This is a genomic window from Aquirufa esocilacus, from assembly GCF_042715595.1.
Classification (GTDB): Bacteria; Bacteroidota; Bacteroidia; order Cytophagales; family Spirosomataceae; genus Aquirufa; species Aquirufa esocilacus.
On record NZ_JBBKXX010000003.1, the window covers coordinates 1 to 20,412 of the forward strand.

General features: G+C 43.0%; 15 protein-coding genes and 2 rRNA genes. 13 read left to right on the forward strand and 4 right to left on the reverse strand.

Going from position 1 to position 20,412, the window contains the following annotated elements; translation table 11 throughout:
* From SKC37_RS08515 to SKC37_RS08525, 3 genes are all read left to right on the forward strand, one after another.
* A 23S ribosomal RNA gene (locus tag SKC37_RS08515) occupies positions 1-2,530 on the forward strand; the annotation flags it as partial.
* 67 nt (positions 2,531-2,597) lie between these two features.
* Positions 2,598-2,709 (forward strand): 5S ribosomal RNA (rrf, locus tag SKC37_RS08520).
* 214 nt (positions 2,710-2,923) lie between these two features.
* Positions 2,924-4,186, forward strand: coding sequence for a DNA recombination protein RmuC (locus tag SKC37_RS08525; RefSeq protein ID WP_377981078.1), 1,263 nt, complete (start codon positions 2,924-2,926; stop codon positions 4,184-4,186).
* 53 nt (positions 4,187-4,239) lie between these two features.
* Here the strand turns inward: SKC37_RS08525 and SKC37_RS08530 are convergent, their stop codons facing one another.
* The 3 genes from SKC37_RS08530 to SKC37_RS08540 form a co-directional block, all read right to left on the reverse strand.
* Entirely contained in the window at positions 4,240-4,779 is a 540-nt protein-coding gene (locus SKC37_RS08530; protein WP_377981079.1) for a hypothetical protein, read from the reverse strand.
* Between the two features lie 84 nt (positions 4,780-4,863).
* A complete protein-coding gene (locus tag SKC37_RS08535) occupies positions 4,864-5,091 on the reverse strand; it encodes a zinc ribbon domain-containing protein YjdM (RefSeq protein ID WP_130895301.1) in 228 nt (75 codons plus the stop codon).
* A gap of 38 nt (positions 5,092-5,129) precedes the next feature.
* Positions 5,130-6,977, reverse strand: coding sequence for a YgiQ family radical SAM protein (locus tag SKC37_RS08540; RefSeq protein WP_377981080.1), 1,848 nt, complete (start codon positions 6,975-6,977; stop codon positions 5,130-5,132).
* 113 nt (positions 6,978-7,090) lie between these two features.
* Here SKC37_RS08540 and SKC37_RS08545 point away from each other — a divergent pair, with 113 nt between their 5' ends.
* Genes SKC37_RS08545 through SKC37_RS08575 form a run of 7 tightly spaced genes read left to right on the forward strand, consistent with a single transcriptional unit; the run spans position 7,091 to position 13,776 of the window.
* Positions 7,091-7,852, forward strand: coding sequence for an EboA domain-containing protein (locus SKC37_RS08545; protein ID WP_377981081.1), 762 nt, complete (start codon positions 7,091-7,093; stop codon positions 7,850-7,852).
* A gap of 1 nt (position 7,853) precedes the next feature.
* On the forward strand, positions 7,854-8,873 hold the full coding sequence (locus SKC37_RS08550) for a TatD family hydrolase (RefSeq protein ID WP_377981082.1): 1,020 nt from the start codon (positions 7,854-7,856) through the stop codon (positions 8,871-8,873).
* Positions 8,873-9,748, forward strand: coding sequence for a UbiA-like protein EboC (gene eboC / locus SKC37_RS08555; protein WP_377981083.1), 876 nt, complete (start codon positions 8,873-8,875; stop codon positions 9,746-9,748). The genes SKC37_RS08550 and eboC overlap by 1 nt, the downstream gene beginning before the upstream one ends.
* Positions 9,749-9,752: 4 nt before the next feature.
* Positions 9,753-10,898, forward strand: a complete 1,146-nt coding sequence (locus SKC37_RS08560; protein WP_377981084.1) for a 3-dehydroquinate synthase — start codon at positions 9,753-9,755, stop codon at positions 10,896-10,898.
* A gap of 1 nt (position 10,899) precedes the next feature.
* Positions 10,900-12,054, forward strand: a complete 1,155-nt coding sequence (gene eboE / locus SKC37_RS08565; RefSeq protein ID WP_377981085.1) for a metabolite traffic protein EboE — start codon at positions 10,900-10,902, stop codon at positions 12,052-12,054.
* On the forward strand, positions 12,054-13,415 hold the full coding sequence (locus tag SKC37_RS08570; protein ID WP_377981618.1) for an alkaline phosphatase family protein: 1,362 nt from the start codon (positions 12,054-12,056) through the stop codon (positions 13,413-13,415). Before eboE ends, SKC37_RS08570 begins: the two co-directional genes overlap by 1 nt.
* Position 13,416: 1 nt before the next feature.
* Positions 13,417-13,776, forward strand: coding sequence for a hypothetical protein (locus SKC37_RS08575; RefSeq protein WP_377981086.1), 360 nt, complete (start codon positions 13,417-13,419; stop codon positions 13,774-13,776).
* A gap of 41 nt (positions 13,777-13,817) precedes the next feature.
* Here the strand turns inward: SKC37_RS08575 and leuS are convergent, their stop codons facing one another.
* A complete protein-coding gene (gene leuS, locus SKC37_RS08580; RefSeq protein WP_377981087.1) occupies positions 13,818-16,634 on the reverse strand; it encodes a leucine--tRNA ligase in 2,817 nt (938 codons plus the stop codon).
* A gap of 118 nt (positions 16,635-16,752) precedes the next feature.
* Here leuS and SKC37_RS08585 point away from each other — a divergent pair, with 118 nt between their 5' ends.
* Genes SKC37_RS08585 through ahcY form a run of 3 tightly spaced genes read left to right on the forward strand, consistent with a single transcriptional unit; the run spans position 16,753 to position 20,383 of the window.
* Entirely contained in the window at positions 16,753-17,685 is a 933-nt protein-coding gene (locus SKC37_RS08585) for a sulfite exporter TauE/SafE family protein (RefSeq protein WP_377981088.1), read from the forward strand.
* Positions 17,686-17,715: 30 nt separating this feature from the next.
* A complete protein-coding gene (locus SKC37_RS08590) occupies positions 17,716-19,014 on the forward strand; it encodes a UDP-N-acetylmuramoyl-tripeptide--D-alanyl-D-alanine ligase (RefSeq protein ID WP_377981089.1) in 1,299 nt (432 codons plus the stop codon).
* A gap of 52 nt (positions 19,015-19,066) precedes the next feature.
* Positions 19,067-20,383: an adenosylhomocysteinase gene (ahcY, locus tag SKC37_RS08595; protein WP_377981090.1), complete on the forward strand. Its 1,317-nt coding sequence runs from the start codon at positions 19,067-19,069 to the stop codon at positions 20,381-20,383.
* Positions 20,384-20,412: the final 29 nt, after the last annotated feature.

Here is a 20,412-nt window from a genome sequence, read left to right on the forward strand (position 1 = left end):
CATCGATTATATAAATCAACGAGAACTGTTTGGGAAAGCAGGCCATAGAAGGTGAGAGCCCTGTATTGGTAAGTTTATGTAATTGTAGTGGTATCCTGAGTAGGGGGGGACTGGAGAAATCCCCTTTGAATCTGCCGGCACCATCCGGTAAGGCTAAATACTACCAAGAGACCGATAGTGAACGAGTACTGTGAAGGAAAGGTGAAAAGTACCCTGAGTAAGGGGGTGAAAAGACCCTGAAACCATACGCTTACAAGCGGTCGGAGCCCTTTCGTGGGGTGACGGCGTGCCTTTTGCATAATGAGCCTACGAGTTACTTTCACTGGCGAGGTTAATCACGTTGACGTGAGCAGCCGGAGCGAAAGCGAGTCTGAATAGGGCGCTTAGTCAGTGGGAGTAGACGCGAAACTTTGTGATCTACCCATGAGCAGGTTGAAGCTCCGATAACACGGAGTGGAGGACCGAACCAGTTTACGTTGAAAAGTATTTGGATGACTTGTGGGTAGGGGTGAAAGGCCAATCAAACTGAGAAATAGCTCGTACTCCCCGAAATGTTTTTAGGAACAGCCTCGGGGTTAAGTTTTAAGCAGGTAAAGCTACCGATAGGACTAGGGGGAGTCAAATCCTACCAAATCCTGACGAACTCTGAATGGCTTAAAATATACCCGGGAGTGAGGGTTGGGGTGCTAAGGTCCCAATCCGAGAGGGAAAGAACCCAGACCAACAGCTAAGGTCCCAAAATCTTTACTAAGTTGAACTAAGGAAGTCTGATTGCAGTGACAGCCAGGATGTTAGCTTGGAAGCAGCTATTCATTTAAAGAGTGCGTAACAGCTCACTGGTCGAGCGAGGCGGGCATCGATAATAAACGGGCATCAAGTAAAGTACCGAAGCTTTGGATTATATTTATATACTGGTAGGGGAGCATTCTGATCTGCGGTGAAGGTGAAGCGACGAGCTTTGCTGGAGCGTTCAGAAAAGCAAATGTAGGCATGAGTAACGATAATGAGGGCGAGAAACCCTCACGCCGAAAGACTAAGGTTTCCTCAGCTATGCTAATCAACTGAGGGTTAGTCGGGGGCTAAGGGTCTAGCGAAGGCGACAACCTAATGCACAACAGGTTAATATTCCTGTACTTACTTATAGGGCAAATAGATGACGGAGATTACAGGTTACCAGATACTGACGGAATAGTGTCTTTGAGAGGCGGCAGCAATGCCAAAACGAGTGTAGTGAGTAAACTTCCAAGAAAAGTCTAGGCGTGTATAACTTATAAGTAACCCGTACCGTAAACCGACACAGGTGGTCGAGAAGAATATTCTAAGGCGCTCGAGTGAATCACGGCTAAGGAACTCGGCAAATTAACCCTGTAACTTCGGGATAAAGGGAGCCACGAGCAATCGTGGCCGCAGAGAAATGGCCCAGGCGACTGTTTAACAAAAACACATGGCTTTGCTAAATCGAAAGATGACGTATAAGGCCTGACACCTGCCCGGTGCTGGAAGGTTAAGGGGGGATGTTAGTGGCAACACGAAGCATTGAACTGAAGCCCCAGTAAACGGCGGCCGTAACTATAACGGTCCTAAGGTAGCGAAATTCCTTGTCGGGTAAGTTCCGACCTGCACGAATGGTGTAACGATCTGGGCACTGTCTCAGCCGTGAGCTCGGTGAAATTGTAGTAACGGTGAAGATGCCGTTTACCCGCAACGGGACGGAAAGACCCCATGAACCTTTACTATAGCTTAGCATTGAGTTTTGGTACTGGATGTGTAGGATAGGTGGGAGGCTGTGAGCCGGTGTCGCTAGGCATCGGGGAGCCAACGTTGAAATACCACCCTTCTTGTACTGGAATTCTAATCCCCAAAGGGGAGACATTGCTTGGTGGGTAGTTTGACTGGGGTGGTCGCCTCCAAAAGAGTAACGGAGGCTTTCAAAGGTTCCCTCAGCACGCTTGGTAACCGTGCGTAGAGTGCAATAGCAAAAGGGAGCTTGACTGTGAGACCGACAAGTCGATCAGGTACGAAAGTAGGATATAGTGATCCGGTGGTTTAGTATGGAACAGCCATCGCTCAAAGGATAAAAGGTACTCTGGGGATAACAGGCTGATCTCCCCCAAGAGCTCACATCGACGGGGAGGTTTGGCACCTCGATGTCGGCTCGTCACATCCTGGGGCTGGAGAAGGTCCCAAGGGTTCGGCTGTTCGCCGATTAAAGTGGCACGCGAGCTGGGTTCAGAACGTCGTGAGACAGTTCGGTCCCTATCTGTTGTGGGCGTAGGAATATTGACAGGTTCTGACTTTAGTACGAGAGGACCGAGTTGGACTGACCGCTGGTATATCAGTTGTTCTGCCAAGGGCATAGCTGAGTAGCCACGTCGGGACCAGATAAGCGCTGAAAGCATCTAAGTGCGAAACTGACCTGAAGATGAGTATTCCATGAAGGGTCCGTGTAGACGACACGGTCGATAGGCTACAGATGTAAAGACAGTAATGTCAAAGTCGAGTAGTACTAATTACCCGAAAGCTTACCTTTTATTAATTTACACACTGCTGTTTATTTTATCTCACAATATGGCTAAAGGCTAAAACCTTGCAAAAAGTATGGAGCCGATAGGACGGGTGTTCACCTCTTCCCATCTCGAACAGAGAAGTTAAGCCCCGCACCGCTGATGATACTGGGATCAAACCCGGGAAAGTAAGTAAGCTCCAAGTTATTATAATAGACCTGCACGTAAGTGTGGGTCTTTTTTTATGCCCTAAAATGAGTCCGAAGGGAATGAGTCCGAAGGAAATAAGGAATAGAGTAGAGAGCAAAGAGTAGAGATAAGGTCCAGACTAGCGACTGCCCACTGCCCACTGATTAAAACTGTCACTCTTTTATCATCAATGCTCTTTGCACTTCATTGAATATACTTTAATTTAGGGCATGACAATTCTTTACATCATTCTAGCCATTTTAGCCGGCGCAGGAGCTACCTATCTCCTATTTCAAGGTAAATTAGCCTTATTACAAAGTCAATTAGCTCAGGCAAGTCAAGAACAAACGAAAGTAGCTTTAATGGAAGCAGAAAATCGGACGCTATTTGGAAAATTATCTCAAATGGAGGGTCAGAATGAAACCTTAAAGATGACGGTGGAGAATCAGAAGTCAGATGAGGATAAACTACGCAAAATACTAGTGGATATCAGTAACGAATCCGTTCTGAGACAAGGAAAGATGCTAAGCGATCAACAACAAGTTAAATTAAACGACGTTTTGAACCCTCTCAAAGAGAAATTACGTGAGTTTGAGGAAAAGGTTAATCAAGGCCAAAAAAATAGCTTAGAACAAAGTACCGTGCTCATGGAGCAGATAAAGAATCTCACGAGTTTAAATCAAACCGTAACACAGAAAACAGAAGATTTGACGAATGCCCTTAAAGGATCTAATAAGTCCCAAGGTAACTGGGGAGAAATGATTTTGGAACGCGTATTAGAAAGCTCAGGCCTAAAAAAAGGAATGGAATATGAGACTCAATTTGTCACTAAAAATAAGATCAATGAAACCATCAAACCCGATGCGGTTATTTTCCTACCTGATAATAAAAACCTTATCATAGATAGTAAAGTATCATTAGTTGCTTATGAGCGCTACACAAGTGCAGAGGATGGAACAGTGGAAAAGGATTTGGCCTTAAAAGCACATATAGAATCACTCAAAACGCATATAAAAGAGCTATCTGCAAAGGATTACCACACGGCGTTAGATTTGACTAGTCCAGATTTCACTTTACTTTTTATTCCAATTGAATCAGGTTTCGTAGCCACAATCAGTCAAGATACGAACTTATTCAATTATGCCTGGGATCGAAAAATCGTGTTGGTATCTCCCTCTACCCTATTAGCCACATTACGTACCATAGGATCTGTTTGGAAAACGGAATATCAAACAAGAAATGCGAATGAAATCGCCCGTCAGGCAGGTGATTTATACGATAAATTTGTTGGATTTACGGAGGATATAGAAGAAGTAGGGAAGTACATCAAAAAAGCAGAAGATGTACATACCAAAGCCTTGAACAAACTTAGTACTGGAAAAGGAAACCTAATTAATAGAGCCCAAAACCTACATAAATTGGGCCTTAAATCAACAAAAAAGCTGAATCAGGGATTGGTTCAGGATGAGGAACCGGAAATCGAGGAAGAGTAAAAAAGAGTAGAGATAAAACATCTATTATCTCTACTCTCCTATCTAAAATCTACCTAGCATCCTCCTTTGTTAGGTATGCGCTTATAAATCACTTTATTATCTCTTTCAAGATAGTCGCCTGAAACGATGGCAAAGGCATATTTAGGGGCTTTCGAAACACCGCGGCTTTTGATAACAATTTTATCGTTCACCCTCAGACTTTTCAATTGTTCAATTTCGGATTTTGAAACGGAGCCCATTGAAAGGATATATTCTTCACCATTAATATTAACCATTACTCCAAAACCCAATCTAGAACCGACAGGAAGAGAAAGGGAGGTTATGACACCCTCCATAGTTGCATTGCTACGAATAAACCTATTAATTTTCACAGCTCCGGCTTGCACTTTTTTGCCTGCTGGAGATGCCTCCCAATTTTTAAAATGAACACCATCCGGGGTTGCCTCCCATTTTTTCAAGGCAGCTTTACTCTCTGCAGCAGTTAAAGGCTTTGGAGATGATCTAACAATCGGTTCATTTTTTGATTCACAATTAGTGAACAATAATCCGCTTGCTAGCGCAATTGGTAAAATCAAAGCACTGCGATATTTCATCATCATTAATTATATTTTAATTTCAGAAACACAAGCTTGCACCAGTGTCCACTGACAACTGTCCACTGACCACTGCCGACTGTATTATGCTTTCTTCAAAAACTCTGTTCTCAAAACCATCATCGATTTCTCTACTTTGCCTTCTACTTCATCTGCATCGTCAGTTAAACGAATGTTTTTTACCATCGTGCCGCGTTTAATTACGCTTGAAGATCCACGTACTTTTAAATCTTTAATTACAGTAACCGAATCGCCATCTTTCAAAACAGCACCATTGCTATCGCGAACGATTAATTCTTCATTCTCATCCATTGTATTCTTGTTTTTTGGTTAATTAATGAAAAGCTGGATTATTTATTCCAACCATTTTTATTGTTTCTAAATCCTAAAAGGCGCTGTGCCAGATCAGGTCGTTTTAATTGTGTCAAACGATTCCGAATCCAATCTTTGTATTCTGGCTTGTACCAGAAAAAGTACTTGTTTTGATTCTGCTTTTCCTCCCTGGTTTTGGCCGTTTTAACGGGCTGCAAAGTATACGGATGAACACCTGAATAATAAATCACTTCCGCCACTGTCATTGGAGTAGGCGTGAAATCCTGAACTTGTTCTAAGTGGAAACCTAAATCCTTCGTCTCTGCAGCAAGATTTGCCATGTCTTCTTCTTCACAACCTGGGTGAGAAGAGATGAAATAGGGAATGAGAGGTTGTTTTAGGCCAAATTTGGCAGAAATCTCATCATACTTCTTCTTGAAAGCGTGAAAATACTTGAACGACGGCTTACGCATAATTCGTAAAGTCGCATCTGAGGTATGCTCCGGGGCTACTTTCAAACGACCAGATACGTGGCGCGTAATCAATTGCTCCATGTATTCGTCGTGATTACCATCTGAATTATTCTTATTGAAATCATCCACCAAAAGATCATAGCGAACCCCAGATCCAACAAAGGCCTTTTTAATGGCAGGATGCTTATCCACCTTGCGGTAAATATCCGTCAAAGGTTTATGCGAAGTATCTAAGTTATTGCAAATGACCGGGTGGATACAAGAAGGGCTGACACAACGTGCACAAATCTCCTCATCTTTCCCTTTCATTCTGTACATGTTCGCAGACGGACCTCCTAAGTCGGAAATATAGCCTTTAAAATCAGGTGCTTTCGTGATTTGCTCGACTTCTTTCATAATCGATTTCTCACTTCGAGACGCAATAAACTTGCCTTGGTGAGCAGAAATCGTACAAAAACTACATCCTCCAAAACATCCGCGGTGCATGTTGACAGAGAATTTAATCATCTCGAAAGCAGGAATAGGTCCACGCTTTCGGTATTTTGGATGCGGTAAACGCGTGTAAGGCAAATCAAATGATTTATCCATTTCGACCTCCTCCATCGTTTTAAAAGGAGGATTAATGACTAAAACGTCCTCTCCTACTTTCTGAATGATTCGGTTAGCTTGCCACTTATTTGATTCAACTTCAACAATCTTAAAGTTAGCAGCGTATTTAATTTTATCCTCTAAACAAACTTCGTGACTGGCTAACTCAACTGTTTCCCAATCACAAGCAGGAGCTGCTTTTTGCAAGAATGCTACTTGATTGATGTGGGTCAAATCGCCCAATTTCTTACCTTCTTTCACCCCACGCATAATCTCGCGCAAAGGCTGCTCTCCCATTCCATAAACCAACATATCGGCTCCAGAATCGACTAAAATAGAGGGAAATAATTTATCCGCCCAGTAATCATAATGCGTTACTCGACGCAAAGAAGCTTCGATACCTCCGATTAATACGGGTACATCAGGGTAAATTTCCTTTAAAATCTTAGTGTAAACCGTGGTTGCATAATCAGGCCTAAAACCAGCTTCACCACCAGGTGTATAGGAATCGTTCGAACGTAAGCGCTTGTTAGCCGTGTAGTGATTCACCATGGAATCCATACATCCTGCGGTTACGCCAAAGAAATATTTGGGTTTGCCTAATTTCTTGAAATCACGTAAATCATCTTTCCAGTTTGGCTGCGCGACGATACCCACTTTTAAACCTTCACTTTCCATGATTCGACCGATGACAGCCGTACCAAATGCCGGGTGATCCACATAGGCATCACCAGAGATTAAAATCACGTCCAGTTCATCCCAGCCACGTTTTTCTACCTCTTTTTTCGTGAGGGGCAGCCAGTCAGTTATCGGTCTTTCTTCCATACAACAAAATTAACGGAAATTAGGGGCTTAACCTATTGAATATCCTGTCAAAAATCAGGAGCGAATTGACTTTTTTTTAGTAAATTCGTTCATAGTGATGAATTAAACCTATTTTGAAATTGAATACCGCCGAACTTCTATATCAATCTATTCAGTCATTGGCCAGTCCAACTGAACTAGCGTGGATAGCAGATAAAATAAAAACTGATTCGAAAGGTTTGTCTTTAGCCTTTGTGATGGTACCACGCCAAGTAGCTAAAACACGAGTAGGCAATATCCCCGGTTGGAATTGGCAAAATAGCACGCTTGATCAGCTCGTTCGGGTTTACTTATTAATTCAGCTAGCTGAAAAAGAAGATGGTAAATCCAGAATTGAGACCTTATTTGATACAGCGGAGATGAACGAATTAGTCGCACTTTATCGAGCATTGCCCGTTTTACCTACGCCAGAAATTTGGTTACACCGGGCTACCGATGCGGTTAGATCTAATATGGGGCCGGTATTTGATGCGATTGCTTTTGGCAATCCATACCCTATGCAATATTTCAGCGAATTAGCCTGGAACCAATTAGTCTTAAAATGCATTTTCAACGATAAGCCTATCCATTTAATCGAAGGACTGGATGAACGTGCGAATCAAGCGTTAGCGAATACCTTAGCTGATTTTGCACACGAACGATGGTCGGCTGGAAGACGAGTGCCGTCGCAAGTTTGGCGATTAATCCGAAACTTCCAGACAGATACAAAAGAACAAGATTTAATAAGATTAGCAGAAAGCTCAGATCCGAACGATCAAAAAGCCGCCGAATTAGTCCTACAAAATAGCCCTCTAGAAGCCTGGAAGGCCTTAGAAAAAGAAGAAACAGCCTATTAATATGTGCCAAAACCCCAACGAACTTAAATTAAATCCCTCCCATTTCGAAGGATCCACCGAGGAAAAACAAACTGCCCAAGAAGTAGAAGGTGGTTTTGCAGCCTACACACAAGGGATGAAGTTTTTCGACCCACACGTACATATGACTTCCCGTACCACAGATGATTACCAGGCACTGGCTGATGCAGGTGTGGTGGCCATTATTGAGCCGGCATTTTGGCTAGGACAACCGCGCACGGGATTAGCTTCGTTCAAGGATTATTTCGCGAGTTTAGTGGGTTGGGAGCGTTTTAGATCGTCTCAGTTTGGCATAAAGCATTATTGCACGATTGGATTAAACTCAAGAGAGGCAAACAATGAGGCTCTTGCGGAAGAGGTGATGGAGATTTTGCCTTTATTTTTGCAGAAAGAAGGCGTTGTGGGGGTGGGTGAAATTGGTTTTGACGACCAAACGGCCGCAGAGGAAAAATACTACAGAGCTCAATTAGAGCTTGCGAAAGAGATGGGCTTGCCTGTACAAGTGCACACACCTCACCGAGATAAGAAAAAGGGAACCGAACGCAGTATGGCAATCGCCTTAGAGCACGGTTTAGCACCTCATATGGTCGTGATTGACCACAATAATGAAGAGACAGTGAAGTCCGTTTTAGACCAAGGATTTTATGCGGCTTTCACTATTTATCCATTCACCAAAATGGGGAATGAGCGAATGGTGGAGATCGTGAAACAATATGGATCGGAACGTATTATGGTGAATTCTGCAGCGGATTGGGGGATTTCTGATCCTTTGGCGATTCCTAAAACGGCGGCCTTGATGAAAATCAAAGGAATTTCTGATGCGGATATCCAAAAAGTGACTTACCAAAATGCCCTCGATTCTTTCGCGCAAAGCGGTCAAATCAATGAGAAAGACTTCATTGACGGATTAGAAATCGATCAATCTTTGAAGTTTAATGGCAATACGGTGTTGCGTGGCGGACAAGCTCCTCGCGTAGATAAAAACTCAATCTTCATTCGCTAATGTCTAAAATTAGAGCTTTTGCTGAGCTTACTCGGCCTGCGAATGTAGTCACGGCACTGTCTGATATTATGGCAGGTTTAGCCATAGTGGGCTTTTTTTTTGGTCGTTTAGACTACCAGTTCTACCCTGCCCTATTCTTAGGTTTATCTAGTATGTGTTTATACGCAGGTGGCGTGGTGTTTAATGATGTATTTGACCATGAATTAGATCGCACAGAAAGGCCTGAAAGAGCCTTGCCGAGTGGCCGGATTAAACGTTCAGAAGCAATTGTCGGTGGCATTTTGTTATTAGCGCTGGGCATATTTTTGGCCTTTTGGCAAAGTAGACTGAGTGGATTTGTAGCCATTTTCATTACCGCCTTAGCACTTTTTTATGATTGGAAAGGAAAGCATATGCGCATTTTTGGCCCTATCAATATGGGTTTGTGCAGAGCATTCAATTTACTTTTAGGGATGAGCGTGTATGAATTAGATGCTTTAAAACACTTCCCAGTGATTGCTATCCCATTGATATACATTGCAGCCATTACGTTAGTTAGTAGAGGAGAAGTTCACGGGGGCAAGTCGATTACACTCTATTTTGCTGGCTTTTTGTTTCTGATAGTACACGCTTCGCAGCTATTTTTCGCGGAGAAAGTGGAATTTGCCTTGGTATTTGTCTTGGCCCACTTTATCCTGATTTTCAGAAAACTAAGCGTTGCTATTAAGAATCCGATGGGCAAAAACATCGGATTAACAGTAAAAACAGGGGTATTGACGCTTATATTGATGAATGCAGCGTGGGTAGCCTCGAGTGGACAATGGATGGTCGCCCTCTTTGTTTTAGCCTTATTACCCGTATCTTTGGGTTTAGCTAAAAAATTCGCCGTTACGTAAACCTATGCAATCTTTAAAACAACATTTTCAGGTACCCTATTCTTACGAGGTATTCTTCACGGAGCGTTTATTTGCGCCAGAAAATCGCGTTTTTGCTGATTTTGTCCAAAACTTTGGCAACCCTAGCTTTCGCAAAAAGATTCTTTTTGTACTCGATAAAGGGATAACGGATATTCAAACTCAATTAACCGCTGAGATTGTCAGTTATTTTCAAGCGCATTCTCCAGCTGACTTAGCCCCAGAAATTCTGGTTCTTCCAGGTGGAGAAGTGTGTAAAAACGACCCACGCTTTTACGAGGAAGTGATTCGCGCGTTAGATGAGCATGGAATCGATCGCCACTCGTTTGTAGCTTGTATCGGTGGTGGCGCTTTCTTAGATATGGCCGGCTATGCCGCTGCCATTTCCCATAGAGGCGTGAAATTCATCCGGATACCGACGACTGTATTATCCCAAAACGATTCGGGTGTAGGTGTTAAAAACAGCGTCAATTACCTAGGCAAGAAGAATTTTCTGGGTACGTTCGCGCCACCTGTAGCCGTATTTAACGATTATTCGTTCCTAGAGAGTTTAGGGGAACGCGATTGGCGTTCGGGTATTGCTGAAGCAGTTAAAGTTTCCCTCATTAAAGATATTAGCTTTTTTACCTGGTTAGAATCAACTGCGGATGCGATGAACCAGCGCGACAAGTCCGTGATGATTGAGCAGATTTACCGCTGCGCTTCGCTACACATGCAACACATCGCCAGCGGAGATCCTTTTGAGCTTGGCTCCGCTAGACCCTTGGATTTTGGCCATTGGGCGGCACATAAATTAGAATACTTAAGCGATTTCAAGATCCGTCACGGAGAAGCGGTGGCCATTGGAATTGCCCTAGATAGCGTCTATTCGCACTTGATTGGACATTTGACAAAAGAGGACGTAGATCGCATCATCCACTTGTTAAAAAAACTGGGTTTTACTATTTTTCATCCTGCTTTGGCAGAAAACGACAAAATCAATTTAACGAACGGCTTAAATGAGTTCAGAGAACATTTAGGCGGGCAATTAACTATCACCTTGCTGGAACAAGTAGGCAAAGGCGTGGAAGTGCACGAGATGGATTTCGATCTCATCAAAAAATCAGTCGATTACCTGGAACAAATCGCCTAATATGAAAACGCCTTACGGACACCTGAGTTATTGCAGTAATATTCATACCGGAGAGATCTGGTCGGAACATTTTGCACAATTAAAGCAGCACGTTCCTGCAGTCAAGGCACAAGTTTCACCCGACCACCCGATGGGTTTAGGTATACGTTTTGCGAATCAAGCGAGTATTGATTTACAAAATCCTGCAGAATTAATGGCCTTACAAACGTGGCTTTCTGAGCAAAAACTGTATGTCTTTACACTCAATGGATTCCCTTATGGAGGTTTCCATAACACCATCGTTAAAGATCAGGTGCACGCACCCGATTGGACTACGACGGATAGACGAGATTATACGATTCGATTAGCGCATATTTTAGCTGCACTTTTAATAGAAAATGAGGGAGGGATTTCTACCTCTCCCCTGTCTTACAAATTCTGGTGGAATACAGCAGAAGAGCGCCAGCAAGCGATGCGCGCATCGACGCAACATCTATTGGAAGTAGTGGATGCATTAGCTGAGATTCAGAAAAACACCGGTAAAATCATCCATATCGATATCGAACCGGAGCCGGATGGCTTATTAAGTAATCACGGTGATTTTGTGGCTTGGTATGAGCAGGTATTATTGCCAGCAGGAAATCCAGATTTAATTAGAAAACACATCCAATTGTGCTTTGATATCTGCCATTATGGAGTGAGTTTTGATGCGCCAGAGGCGAGTATTCAGGAGTTGAAAGCCAAAAATATCCCTGTCGGAAAGATTCAAATCAGTTCAGCTCTCCGAATCGATTTAAGAACGCAAGAAGCGGAAAAGATCGTAGAATTACAGAAATACCAAGAACCCGTTTATTTACACCAGGTGAAAGCCTTGCATAAAGACGGTTCCTACCAAGAATTCAAAGATTTAGACGAGGCCTTTGCGGCCTATACACCCAATACATACGACGAATGGCGGGTGCATTTCCATGTGCCTCTCTTTTTAGAAACCTATGGTTTATTAGGGTCCACACAAAAAGAAATCCGAGAAACGCTCGCCATCCAAAAGGCTAGTCCGTTTACGAATCATTTGGAAATCGAAACTTATACCTGGGGCGTATTACCTCCTGCATTCCAAGTACCGATGGCTGAATCCATTAGCCGCGAAATAAAAACCATCACAGACCTATTAGGATGATGAAAAAGACTGCCGTTATCGATGTAGTGGGGCTCAGCGAAAGTGTCATTTCCGCTGAGTACACCCCCTTTTTATATGCCTATATCCAAAAGAAGCAGATTCAAAAAATCCAGCCTCCTTTTCCGGCGGTAACAACTACCTCACAATCGGTGTATTTGACGGGCAAAAACCCATCAGAGCACGGTATCGTGGGGAATGGTTGGTATGACAAGACGGACTCAGAAGTGAAGTTTTGGAAACAGTCGAATCCTTTAGTCGGGGCTGAAAAAATCTGGGAGGCAGCGAAGAAGAAAGATCCGAATTTCACCTGCGCGAAAATGTTCTGGTGGTATAATATGTATTCCTCTGCGGATTATTCGGTTACTCCCCGTCCACAATATCATTCTGATGGGGTGAAGGCGCCGGATTGCTATTCGTATCCTGCCACACTAAGAGATGAATTACAGGCCAAACTGGGCACATTCCCTTTGTTCAATTTTTGGGGGCCGAATGCAAATATCAAGTCCACCCAATGGATTGCAGACGCATCCATCTATGTAGATGAAAAATACGACCCTACGCTGAACCTGATCTACCTTCCGCATTTAGACTATTGTCTTCAGAAGTTCGGGGTAGATTTACCGGCCATTGCAAAAGAATTAAAAGAAATAGATGGAGTTTTAGAGCAGTTAATTACTCATTTCGAGGCCAAAAATACCGAGATCATCTTATTATCCGAATATGGTATCAATGATGTCCATACGCCGATTCATTTAAATCGTGTTTTGCGCGAGGCGGGTAAAATCGCCATTCGAGAAGAGCAAGGTTTGGAATTATTGGATCCAGGGGCTAGTGAAGCATTCGCCGTTTCAGATCACCAGATTGCCCATATTTATTGTAAGAATCCATCCGAAATAAGAGCCCTTTTCGAAAAGGTACCAGGCATCTCCAAAATCCTCAGTGGAAAAGAACTCGAAGACTACCAGATCGCACACGAGCGATGTGGAGATCTGGTTTTGGTCGCAGATTCTGACAAGTGGTTTACCTATTATTATTGGTTAGATGATGCGAAAGCGCCAGACTTCGCGCGCTGTGTGGACATCTTCAAAAAACCAGGTTACGACCCAGTGGAAATGTTCATGGATCCTAAAAACCCTTTTATAAAGCTCAGAGCGGCGTATAAATTAGCGCGTAAGCTCTTAGGTTTCCGTTACAGAATGGACGTAATTCCGCTCGATGCTAGCCTAGTAAAAGGCTCTCACGGAAGTCCTTTCTGCGATGAGGCCTATTATCCTGTTTTCATTTCGTCGCAAAATATCGACAAACAGATACCATCAACCCAAGTATATCAATATATTTGGGAAACTATTTTTCCAAAATAACATGAAAAAGATCAGCACAATTTTTGCCTTTGTTGTAGCAATGATGGCATTTAGTACCCAAATCCACGCACAAGGGATGGATCCTCAAGCGATGGTTCAACGTCAAGTAGATCGCATGACGACTGAGTTAAGTTTATCGAAAGATCAAGTTGCCAAAGTGGAACCCTTAGTTGCAGCTCGTATGAAAAAGATGATGGAATTACGTGAGCAAGGTATGGAAAGAGAAGAGATGATGGCTGAAATGAAGAAAGCAAACGATGCGCAAGCAGAGCAATTCAAAGCCATCTTAACTCCAGAACAGTTAGAGAAATACAAAACGATGCAAAGCCAAACGCGTCAAGGTGGACCTCCAAGAGAATAATCAACCTAAAAAAAGGCTCCTCAGATTGAGGAGCCTTTTTTTTATTTACCTAAGACGATATTCACAATCCGTTTCGGTACGACAATCACTTTCGATGGGGTCTTGCCTTCTAAATGCTTTGTTACTTGCTCATTCGCTAAAACAGCAGCCTCAATTTCCGCTGGCGTTGCCGTCACTGGGAAAGCAAGCGTTAACTTCACTTTACCATTGAATGAAATCGGGTAATTGAAATCATTTTCCTCTAAGAAAACAGCGTTAAATGCAGGGAATGAAGCATACGATATACTTCCCTCCTGCTCGCCTAAAGCGGCCCACAATTCTTCTGCGATGTGCGGTGCGTATGGAGACAACAAGATTACTAATTCACGTAATACTGATTTCTTATGGCATTTTAAAGCGCCCAAATCATTCACGCAAATCATCAAGGTCGATACCACCGTATTGAACGAGAAGCGATCTAAATCATCTTGCACTTTGCGAATCGCGGTGTGCAATACTTTCAATTCTTCCGGAGCAGCAGGCGCGTCTACTATTTTTGAGGTGTTCGTATTGTCATCAAAGAATAAGCGCCAAACCTTACGCAAGAAATTATGAGATCCCGAGATACTGTTCGTATTCCAAGGCTTAAATTGCTCTAAAGGTCCAAGGAACATCTCGTAGACACGAAGGGTGTCTGCGCCGTATTTGGCAATTAAATCATCCGGATTAACGACGTTAAACTTCGATTTCGACATCTTCTCCACTTCCCAACCGCACACATATTTGCCGTCTTCTAAAATAAATTCCGCATCCGCAGGCACGTCATTTCTGGATTTTTTGAAGGCCTCTAGGTCTAACACATCATTTTCTACGATATTTACGTCCACGTGAAGTGCCGCGACATCATATTGATCTTTCAAGCCGTGAGAGACAAAAGTGACTTTGGCAGAATCCTTTAAGCGATAAACAAAGTTCGAACGCCCTTGAATCATCCCTTGGTTGATTAATTTCTTCGCAAATTCCTCTTCCGGTACATAGCCTAAATCTTTTAAGAATTTGTTCCAAAAACGAGAATACAACAAGTGACCCGTCGCGTGCTCCGATCCACCGATGTACAAATCCACCGCTTTCCAGTAGTTAATCGCTTCTTTCGAAGCGAATTCACCTGAATTCGTGGCATCCATATAGCGATACCAATACCATGAAGAGCCTGCCCATCCTGGCATCGTAGACCATTCGTAATCGTATTGTCCTTTGTATTTCCAATCAGCTGCCGCCCGTCCTAAAGGAGGTTCTCCCGTCTCAGTAGGCAGGTATTTATCTATTTTAGGTAGTTCCAAGGGCAATTCAGACTCCTCGATCAAATAAGGCAATAAATCGCCTGAGGCCGTTGGTTTGAAATACACCGGAACAGGTTCGCCCCAATAGCGTTGACGGCTAAATACCGCATTACGCATTCTATATTGAACTTTTCCTTTTCCGATTCCATTTTCCTCTAACCAAGCGATTAAGGTATTTGTCGCTTCCTTGTAGCCCATTCCATTAATCATTCCGGAATTAATGTATTTCCCCTCTTTCGTAGGATCGGCTTGTTTTTCGATGTCTTTTTGGCCATCTAAAATGGATGGAATAGGCAAGTCAAAATGTTTCGCAAAGTTCCAGTCCCGTTGATCACCTGATGGAACGCCCATCACAGCTCCTGTACCATATCCAGCTAACACATAGTCAGCTAGGAATAAAGGAACGCGTTCTTGGTTCACTGGGTTGATCACATAGGTTCCTGTAAAAACTCCTGAAACGGTTTTTACTTCGGAGACGCGGTCCAGTTCCGAACGGGTTTTGGCCCAATTCACATATTCCTCCACCGCTTCTTTCTGAGCTGGTGTCGTTAATTCTGAAACCCACTCATGTTCCGGCGCTAACACCATAAAGGAAACCCCATAAATGGTGTCCACACGCGTAGTGAATACTTTTATCTTCTTATCTGAAACGTTTTCAATGGCAAATTCCACATCCGTTCCGATCGATTTTCCAATCCAATTGCGCTGCTGCTCTTTCAAAGAATCAGCCCAATCTACCTCGTCCAAACCACGCAATAAGCGATCTGCATACGCTGTGATGCGCATCGACCATTGGCGCATTTTCTTCTGCTCCACTGGGTAACCACCACGCTCTGAAACGCCGTCTTTGACCTCATCATTTGCTAAAACCGTCCCTAATTGCGGACACCAGTTTACGACTGAATCATCCAAATAAGCTAAACGGAAGCTCAATAAATACGCATATTGCTCGTCCGCAGACATCGCATTCCATTGCTCCGCAGTAATTCGTGTGACTTCTTCATCACATACGGCTTTTAATCCGATCGAACCTTTGGCCCCTAAAATAGTCTTCAAGGTTTCAATTGACTCTGCTTTATTCGAATCCTGGTTATACCAAGAATTAAATAATTGCATAAAAATCCACTGAGTCCACTTGTAATAAGACGCATCAGATGTTCTGACCTCTCTCGACCAATCGAAAGAGAATCCCATATTCTTCAATTGCTCGATGTAACGAGCGATATTCTGTTCCGTCGTAATGGCAGGATGCTGCCCTGTTTGGATTGCATATTGCTCAGCAGGTAAGCCAAAAGAGTCGAAACCCATCGGGTGCAACACCTCATAACCCTGTAAACGCTTGTAGCGCGCCATGATATCAGAGGCAATATACCCCAGCGGATGACCCACGTGTAATCCTGCACCCGATGGATACGGGAACATGTCTAAGACATAATATTTTGGCTTTGCTGGATTTACCTGAGCCTGGAATGTTTGATTGGCTTCCCAAAACGATTGCCAAGCTTTCTCGATCTCTCTAAACTGATACTCTGTACGCATAAAAAGTTTTTATTGTAAAAGGAGATGCAAATTACGGCTTTTTTATGAAAAAATATTTACTCTACTTTGTTGGTAGATTAAGTAAAGTCTATTAGCTTTGTAGGGAATTAAAAAATCTATGCCTCCTAAGAGAAATTTTCCGAGTATTTTTAATGCCATCCAAACCATCTGGATGCGTGATCGTAGCATCACTGAAGTGATTATTCACATCAGTAATGCGCTGGCATTGATGATTGTGGGACATCTTTTGTTCACCTACCTAACGGCAGAAAAGGTAATTGCTGTGTTTAATACGGTCGATTCATCCATCTTATATTACGTTTTAGGAGGATTTATTGCCCAAATGATCGATGGGGCTTTGGGAATGGCCTATGGCGTGACAGCAACAACATTCTTGTTATCCGTGGGTATCACCCCTGCCGCAGCCTCAGCTAGCGTTCATGCCTCTGAGGTGTTCACTTCTGGTGTTTCAGGCTATATGCACTTGAAGTTTGGAAATGTGAATTCCAAATTATTTAAAACCTTGGTCATTCCTGGTGTTATCGGAGCTATTCTGGGCGCCTATGTTTTGTCAAGTCTAGAAGATTATGCTGAATATATTAAACCTATCGTTTCCGTCTATACTTTATTCTTAGGTGCTATTATCATTCGTAAGGCACTCATCAAACGCCAAGAGAAACGTCAATTAAAAAGAGTAGGCTGGTTAGCGCTTTTTGGTGGTTATTTAGATTCCATAGGCGGTGGCGGCTGGGGACCGATTGTATCCTCTACCCTGATTGCCTCGGGTCGTCATCCGAAGTATACGATCGGAAGTGTGAACTTGACAGAGTTCTTCGTTTCACTTGCTTCATCGCTAACCTTTTTTGCTGTCATCGGACTTGGATATCTACATGTCATCATCGGGTTAATTCTAGGCGGTGTCATCGCAGCTCCTATCGCAGCACGTTTAGCGAATAAATTGCCAGTAAAATCCATGATGATTCTCGTAGGAATCGTCATTATCATCGTCAGTCTACGTCAGATTATCTTAGGGGTTCCAAAATTTTTGTAGATATTTGCAGTCAATTGTCACAACAGGCTAATGATTGTCAATACACAAACACTTCTAGAAAAGTTTTTATCCTCCACTGGCGTATCTACCGATACCCGAAAAATCCAAGCAGGAAATTTATTCTTCGCCTTAAAAGGGCCTAATTTCAATGCCAATGCTATGGCAACGGAAGCACTAGAAAAAGGTGCTCAATATGCCATCATTGATGATGCGGACTATTTAGCGGGGGAACGGACTTTATTGGTAGAAGATGGCTTATTAGCCTTGCAAGCTTTGGCAACCGCCTATCGTCAAACCTTAACAATACCCATTGTGGGCTTAACCGGTTCGAACGGAAAGACCACCACGAAAGAATTAATCTTCTCTGTTTTATCCCAAAAGTACCATTGCTTCGCTACCACCGGCAACCTAAACAACCATATCGGAGTTCCACTTTCTATATTATCCATTAAAAAGGAGCACGAAATTGCAGTGATCGAAATGGGTGCTAACAAGCAAGGGGACATCAAAGAACTGGTCGACATTGCGCAACCTACCCACGGTTTGATCACCAATATCGGTAAAGCCCATTTAGAAGGCTTTGGGGGAATCGAAGGGGTTCGTAGAGGGAAAGGGGAACTTTTTGACTTTTTAAAGGCTTCCGGCGGCGTCACCTTTTTACCTCAGCAAGCAGGACCCGTACAAGAAATGTTCAGCGAAAGAGGAATGGAAAATGCCATTTATACGAACGAGGTGATGCCTACTACGTTGGTAGAGGCAAAACCAATGGTACTTTATGCCCTAGCCTCAGGTGAAATTATCGATTCCCACTTGCCAGGCATTTATAATTTTGAGAATATTCAACTTGCCATTGCTGTAGGTAAATTCTTTGACCTGAGCGACGATCAATGCAATACAGGAATTAGCACATACGTTCCCAATAATCACCGATCCCAATTTATCAAAATAGGATCAAACCAAGTTTTGATGGATGCCTATAATGCGAATCCATCATCAATGTCTGCCGCCATTTCTCATTTCGCTGAAACGGAGGGAGCTCCCAAACTTGTGATTTTAGGAGATATGTTTGAATTAGGAGAATCTTCCCTTGAGGAACATGCTGCTTTGGGTAAGCTTATTGCAGGGTTATCCTTTGAAAAAGTACTTTTAGTAGGGCAGCATATGCAACACGCCTTGATTCATTTACCCACAGCATATTATTTCCCTGATAAATTTGGCTTACATACTTGGTTACAAGATCATCCGATTCAGGATAGTTTTCTGCTAATAAAAGGTTCTAGAGGCATCCAACTAGAAAGTGTTTTGGCTTTTCTAGAAAACTCCAAATAATTGCATTAAATTTGCACTTTAGTAAGAAAATCATCTTTCAAAAATTTATACAATGGCATCACAATCGGGTACATATGTACCATTTAAAGTAAAAGACATTGCCTTAGCAGACTGGGGTCGTAAAGAAATTCAATTAGCAGAAGCAGAAATGCCAGGTTTGATGGCATTGCGTACCGAATTTGGTGCAGCACAACCGTTGAAAGGTGCGCGTATCGCTGGTTGTCTTCACATGACGATCCAAACAGCGGTTTTAATCGAAACTTTAACCGCTTTAGGAGCTGACGTTACCTGGTCATCTTGTAACATTTTCTCTACACAAGATCACGCAGCAGCAGCTATCGCAGCAGCGGGAATCCCCGTTTATGCTTGGAAAGGTATGAACGAAGAAGAATTCAACTGGTGTATTGAGCAGACTTTATTCTTTGGAGAAGATCGTCAACCATTAAACATGATCTTAGATGATGGTGGTGATTTAACTAATATGGTTTTTGATGAATATCCAGAGTTAATCGAAGGCATCAAAGGCTTATCTGAAGAAACAACGACGGGTGTTCACCGTCTATATGAGCGTATGAAGAATGGCACGTTATTCTTGCCAGCGATCAACGTGAATGACTCGGTAACAAAGTCTAAATTTGATAACAAATACGGTTGCAAAGAGTCATTAGTAGATGCGATTCGTCGTGCAACTGACTTAATGTTAGCTGGTAAAGTAGCGGTAGTAGCTGGTTACGGTGACGTAGGAAAAGGTTCTGCTGATTCATTACGTGGTGCTGGTTGCCGTGTGTTAGTAACGGAGATCGACCCAATTTGTGCTTTACAAGCAGCGATGGATGGCTACGAAGTAGTTCCAATGGACGAGGCAGCTACACGCGCAAACATCTTTGTAACAGCGACTGGTAACGTGAAGATCATCCGTGATCGTCACTTCAAAGCGATGAAAGACAAAGCAATCGTTTGTAACATCGGTCACTTCGATAACGAAATCGATATGGAGTGGTTGAACAAAAACTACGGTTCTACGAAAGATCAAATCAAACCACAAGTAGATATGTACACGATTGATGGCAAAAACGTAATCGTTTTAGCAGAAGGTCGCTTAGTGAACTTAGGTTGCGCGATGGGTCACCCATCATTCGTGATGTCGAACTCGTTCTGTAACCAAACGTTAGCTCAATTAGAGCTTTGGGCTAACTCAGCGAGCTATGAGAACAAAGTGTATATTCTTCCTAAGCACTTAGATGAGAAAGTAGCGTTCTTACACTTAGCGCATATTGGTGCGAAGTTAGAGAAGTTAGAAAAAGAGCAGGCGGACTATATTGGAGTTCCTCAAGCAGGGCCATACAAGCCAGAGCACTACAGATACTAGGATTTATTTCCTATTCGGTTTTGAAAGGC